3 protein-coding genes and 1 pseudogene are annotated in these 2,681 nt (G+C 73.3%); 1 reads left to right on the top strand and 3 read right to left on the bottom strand.

Annotated elements, in window-relative coordinates; translation table 11 throughout:
* Positions 1–293 (top strand): annotated as a pseudogene (locus VR44_RS32590) (DUF6114 domain-containing protein); the annotation flags it as partial.
* Positions 294–306: 13 nt separating this feature from the next.
* On the opposite strand, the gene VR44_RS44440 reads toward VR44_RS32590, so the two are convergent.
* The 3 genes from VR44_RS44440 to VR44_RS32580 form a co-directional block, all read right to left on the bottom strand.
* Positions 307–456: an SCO1431 family membrane protein gene (locus VR44_RS44440; RefSeq protein ID WP_107072576.1), complete on the bottom strand. Its 150-nt coding sequence runs from the start codon at positions 454–456 to the stop codon at positions 307–309.
* Positions 457–601: 145 nt separating this feature from the next.
* Positions 602–1,039 carry an SPW repeat protein gene (locus VR44_RS32585; RefSeq protein ID WP_045951238.1) on the bottom strand — a complete coding sequence of 146 codons (438 nt, stop codon included), beginning with the start codon at positions 1,037–1,039 and terminating at the stop codon, positions 602–604.
* A 91-nt stretch (positions 1,040–1,130) separates the two neighbouring features.
* On the bottom strand, positions 1,131–2,522 hold the full coding sequence (locus tag VR44_RS32580; protein WP_045951237.1) for a peptidase C39 family protein: 1,392 nt from the start codon (positions 2,520–2,522) through the stop codon (positions 1,131–1,133).
* Positions 2,523–2,681 lie beyond the last annotated feature (159 nt).

Genomic DNA, 2,681 nt, shown 5'->3' with positions numbered 1-2,681 from the left:
TACTGAAGATGGCGGCCGCCTCGCTGCGCGACTACCGGCTGCGCACCCGCGACGGCGGGGAGGAGTACGGGCTGACCGCCCGGTCCCTGGAGCTGCGCGGGGACGTCACCCTGTACCTGACGCGGTTCAGCGGGTGCATCGAGGGGCTGCTCTGCCTGACGTTCAGCCCGGAGGGGCTGCCCGCTCCCCCGGTCATCCCGCCCTTCGTGTTCATGACGCGGGTCAGCGCCGAGCAGGCGCTCGTCACCTCGGACGTGATCGTCACCGACGGGCTGCGGCTGGAGGCCTCCTGAAGACCCGGCAGGCCTACAGCCAGCCGAGCTGGGTGACGAACATGGCCACGACGACCACCAGGGTCCAGCCGAGCACGTGCTCCAGCCAGTCGGATTCCTTGGGGCCGCCGGTGCCGACGAGGCGCCGGGCGCGGGCGGTGAGGGTGGCGGTGTGTGCGGTCATGCCGTCCAATGTGCCAGCGTTCGCGGCATTCACGGTATATGGCAAGGGTCACAGCCGCAGGCCGCACACCACCGGGCCCCGGCCGCCTCCGGGGTGCGGAGGGCGGCCGGGGCCCGGCGGTGGCGGTGAGGGACGAGCGCCCCGGTCAGGTGGTCGTACGCGGGCGCCCGCCCATGGCCACCATGGCCAGGGCGAGGCACAGGGCGACCGCGCCGGTGATGACGTTGCTGGCGACACTGCGGGTGGTGTCCATCGCACCGGCCATGACCCAGGGGGCCACGATGGTCCACGCGCCGATGGCGGCCGCGGTCCAGGCCATCGCGTGCGTACGCTCGTACGCCGATCCCAGGCCGCCCATGCACAGGCAGAAGGCCGCGCCGGCGATGAGGTTGTTGATGGCCAGCGGGCTCAGCGCACTGAACCCGGCGATCCACGCCGAAGCCGCCAGGTACAGGCCCGTGATCAGGGCCAGTGCCTCCACGGCCTGCGCGGCGGGCGTGACCGTCACCCGCTCGAACCGAGTCCGCATTTCGGCAAGGTCCGGGTGATGTTCGATGCTCGAATGGGTGGAATGGGTGGTCATGGTGGGCTGCCTCCTATGAGAAGCCTTATATGCCCCTTATGCCCAGAATTGGCCGTTTAAGCCATCCGGGGCGGCGGATCTTCGGCGGGATTCACAGCACCCCGACCTGCCGCAGCGCGGAGATCTGGGCCGCCGTCGGCCGGGCGGGGGCGTAGAGGTAGCAGACCCCGCCGCTGCCGGAGACGGTCTTGCCCTCGGCGTTGCGGCGCTTGGTGCGCAGCCAGATGTTCTCCCACTCGCGGCGCTTGTAGACGCGGCGGACGGAGGCGTTGTCCGCCGAGTTCGGATCGTTGGCGATGACGTCCCCGGCGGCGGTGAAGCCGATCACGGTCATCAGGTGCCCCGCCGTGCCGTAGCCCGCGCCGGTCAGCTCCTCCCGGAGGAAGGACTGGGAGGTGATGGCCGGGATGCCGGCCGCGACGAGGGTCTCCAGGTCGGTGAGGGAGCCGAGCCGGGTGACGACGCCGGCGAGGTCCCGGTAGGTGGCGGCGTAGGCGGCGTTGAAGGGCCAGTTGCCGCAGCCCTTGTAGGCGGCGTCGTAGGTGGAGCGCGCCGCGTGGCAGACCTGGGGGTCGGCGTACCCGGGATCGACCCAGGCCAGGGACGCGGCGCTGGGCCTGCGTCCCCAGTACTCGATGATCATCTGCGAGGAGGTGGGGCTGCACCAGGCCTCGCCGCCGTTGTCGTACTCCGGGTACTGGCCGGCGTGCACCTCCTGGGAGTAGCGCGGGACCTTCAGCTCGTGGGCCCGGCCGGAGGGGGCGGAGGCCGGGACGGTGAACCGGTCCGGGACGGCGGAGGCCATTGCTCCGGCCAGCCAGACGGTGGGGCCGCCGGGGGCGCCGGGCTTGCGGTACAGGGTCATGCGCAGCTGCCAGTGCGTGATCCGCACGCCGGCCGCCGCGGCCGGGCCGTCGACGGCCAGGGTGTCGGTCCAGACGGTGGTCCGGCCGTCGGTCTGGCCGTCGACGGACGTACGGCGGATGTCGCCGTCGCCGGCCGCCCAGCGGCCCATCACGTACCAGGGGCCGGTCGTACCGTCGGGGTAGGTGACGCGCAGCTCGGTCTGGATCCAGCTGCCGGCCGGGGTACGGGCGTTCCAGGAGGCGATGGCCTCGGTGGCGGGGACGGTCGAGCGGTGCAGCGGGGAGGTCCAGGTGGCGTACTCCCAGGAGGACTTCCGGCCGGTGTGCGGGTCGGTGTACTCGGTGCGGCCGGCGGGCGTCTTGATCTGCAGGCCGGGGCGGGTGCCGTTGACGGCGGTGGTGCCGCGGTGGGTGCCGGCCTGCCAGTGGGCGTACGCGTACCAGAACCGGTTGTCCACGGCGGCGCCGGCCGCGGCGGGGGCCGGGGCCGGGGCTCGTTCCGGCTGCGCCGGGCCGGAGCCGGGGGCTGCCGAGGCGCGGCCGCCGGGGACGGTGGCTGCCGTGGCTGCGGCCAGGGCGATGGCCAGGAGGGCGCGGCGGGGTGTGGGTGCGGTCATCGGCGTGGCCCCCAGGGGTCGTTGGTCGGTCGGCGCGGCTGGTCCACCCTTCCACTTCCCGGGGGCGGGGTGGTGAAGCCCGTACGCCGTGTCGGGGCGGGGTGCCGCTGCGCGGGGCCGTCCCCTACCCTCCCTTCCTCCGTTCCCAGGGGCTCCGCC

Origin of the sequence: Streptomyces katrae (genome assembly GCF_000966975.1) — a bacterium.
GTDB lineage: Bacteria > Actinomycetota > Actinomycetes > Streptomycetales > Streptomycetaceae > Streptomyces > Streptomyces katrae.
The sequence above is the reverse complement of the archived record's forward strand: the minus strand, read 5'-3'. Positions and strand labels throughout refer to the sequence as shown.

Bases quoted from the DNA above. Each gene is read 5' to 3' on its own strand.
- VR44_RS44440 (WP_107072576.1), bottom strand. From the start codon at position 456: ATGACCGCACACACCGCCACCCTCACCGCCCGCGCCCGGCGCCTCGTC.
- VR44_RS32585 (WP_045951238.1), bottom strand. From the start codon at position 1,039: ATGACCACCCATTCCACCCATTCGAGCATCGAACATCACCCGGACCTT.
- VR44_RS32580 (WP_045951237.1), bottom strand. From the start codon at position 2,522: ATGACCGCACCCACACCCCGCCGCGCCCTCCTGGCCATCGCCCTGGCC.